Here is a 2,549-nt window from a genome sequence, read left to right on the forward strand (position 1 = left end):
CCCACGGTGGTACTGGTGCACGGCGCGTTCGCCGACGCCTCCGGTTGGAGCGGCGTCGCGGCCCGGCTCATCCGCGACGGTTACCCCGTCATCGCCCCGGCGAACCCGCTGCGCGGTGTGGCCGCCGACTCCAGCTACCTGGCGAGCATCCTCGCTACTCTCGGCGGCCCGATCGTGCTCGCCGCGCACTCCTACGGCGGGATCGTCATCACGAACGCCGCAGCCGGCAACCCGAACGTGAAAGCGCTGGTCTACGTGGCCGCGTTCGCCCCCGACGAGGATGAGACGCTGGTGGGCCTGCAGTCGAAGTACCCGGGAAGCAGGCTCGACGAAGCGGCACTGGACTTCCGTCCCTATGGTGAGGACTTCGTCGACGGATACATCAAGAAGGACGTCTTCCGCGGCGTCTTCGCCGGCGACGTGCCGAGAGCGACCGCCGACCTGATGTGGGCCGGCCAGCGGCCCGCCGACACGCGCACGTTGAGCGAGGGGTCCGGAGCCCCGGCGTGGAAGACCATTCCTTCGTATTACCTGGTCGCCCGCGACGATCAGGTGCTCCCCGCCGCGGCGCAGCGGTTCATGGCGAGGCGGGCCGGGTCGCAGGTCCGCGAGGTCGGCGCCTCGCACGTCGCGATGATCTCCCAGCCCGCCGTGACGGCCGACCTGGTCAAGCGCGCCGCACGCTGACCCGGGACCGATGTCCGAGCGGCCGGGACGGGCGTGACGGTCGCCTCCCGGCGTCACCGCGGGCCGTCACGTCGCTCGGCTGATTCTCTGGAGGACAGGTCCATGCATCACCGTGCCTACGAGGGCCAGTGCGCGGCCGAGGAGAAGCGGCACACCTCGGCGACGTCCCCCATCCGTGATCCGAAGCCGGTGTTGTTCGCGCTGGCGCTGGGCACCTTCGCGATCGGCACCGGAGAGTTCGGGAGCAACGGCGTCATCCAGCTGTTCGCCTCCGATCTGGGCATATCTCTCCCGGTCGCCACCTATGCGATCACCGCCTACGCCATCGGGGTGGTGATCGGCTCTCCGGCGATCACCCTGCTCGCCGCACGCGTCAACCGGCGCGCTCTGCTGCTCGGCCTGATCGCGCTGTTCCTGGCGGGCAACGCGCTCTCGGCGCTGGCACCGAACATCGAACTGCTCGTCGTCTTCCGGTTCGTGGCCGGCAGCGTGCAGGGTGCGTTCTTCGGCGCCGGGGCCGTCGTCGCCGCGTACGTGTACGGGCCGGGCAAGGGCGGCAAGGCGTTCGCGACCGTGATGGGAGGCCTGACCGTCGCCACCGTCATCGGGTCGCCGCTCGGCACCTTCATCGGCCAGAACGCCGGCTGGCGCATCATGTACTGGACCGTGGTCGCCATCGGCCTGCTCGCCGCCGCCGCCCTGGTGACCTGGCTGCCACGCACCGACGACCTGCGCGGCGGCTCCGTCACGAACGAGCTGGGCGCCCTCCGCCGGCCCGGCGTCTGGCTGATGAGCACCGTCGCGGCGCTCGGCATCTCCAGCATCTTCGCCGTCTACACGTTCATCGGCCCGTTCGTCACCGACGCGGCGCCGCAGGACGCCTGGCTCATCCCGGTCGCACTCGCCGTCTTCGGCCTCGGCATGGCGGTCGGCAACTACTTCGGCGGCCACGTCGCCGACCGGTACGAGAACCGCGGCCTGGTCTACGGCTACGGCGGCGTGCTGGCACTCCTGGTACTGATCGGCCTGGCCGGGGCCGACCTGGCGATCCTGCTGCCCTGCCTGTTCGGCGTCGGCGCGACCATGATGTTCGCGATCCCCACCATCCAGGTCCGGCTGACCGGCTTCGCGCCGGACGCCCCGACCCTGATGGGCGCGCTCAACCTTGCCGCCCTCAACCTGGCCAACTCGCTCGGCGCGATCGGCGGCGCGATCACCATCGACGCCGGTTGGGGAACCCTGTCCACCGTCTGGGCCGGCTTCGCCCTCACCACCGCGGGCCTGATCCTTTACGTCCTGACCGTCGCCCGGGGGAAAACGGCCCGTCGTCCCGCTTTCCACCTGAGCTGGGCACGGCCGGTGCCGAAGCAGAAGACCCGTTCCGACCCGGTGTGACGGAGGAACCACGTGAACGACAGCGCGGCACCGCGCGGGCCGGTCCTGAACGGCGAGCAGTTCGACCGGCTCGCCGGCTATGGGGAGGAGGAGCCCGCCGAACTCGGCCGGAACCTGTACGCCTCCGGCGACGACTCCTACGACTTCTTCCTGCTCCTGACCGCGGAAGTGGATATCGTCCGGAACGCGACGGCGATCGAGCCCGAACGTGTGATCTATCAGGGTGTCCCGGGCGACTTCCTCGGCGAGCTCAACCTGCTGACCGGCCAGCACGTCTATCTGACTGCTCGGGTGGTGTCCGCAGGGACGGTCGTACGAATCGGGGCAAAGCGGTTACGCCAGGCCCTCGCCGAGCAGGACGACATAGCCGAGGTGCTGCTCGCGGCGTTCCGTGAACGGCGCGATGTTATCCGCTCGGCCGCCGGCGGCACCCTGGAGATCGTCGGTCAGCCCGACACCGCGGAGAC

Annotated in this window: 3 protein-coding genes; all 3 read left to right on the top strand. The window is 70.1% G+C overall.

From position 1 onward, the window contains the following. Positions 1 to 687 (top strand): alpha/beta hydrolase (locus ABGB17_RS38695; protein WP_347639359.1); only part of this gene is annotated, 687 nt, incomplete at its 5' end. A gap of 102 nt (positions 688 to 789) precedes the next feature. Next, complete coding sequence (locus ABGB17_RS38700) at positions 790 to 2,082, top strand: MFS transporter (protein ID WP_347639361.1); 1,293 nt, start codon at positions 790 to 792, stop codon at positions 2,080 to 2,082. 12 nt (positions 2,083 to 2,094) lie between these two features. Continuing rightward, positions 2,095 to 2,549, top strand: a 455-nt coding sequence (locus tag ABGB17_RS38705) for a cyclic nucleotide-binding domain-containing protein (protein WP_347639363.1), incomplete at its 3' end; no start/stop codon positions are given.

Source organism: Sphaerisporangium sp. B11E5 (genome assembly GCF_039871875.1).
GTDB lineage: Bacteria > Actinomycetota > Actinomycetes > Streptosporangiales > Streptosporangiaceae > Sphaerisporangium.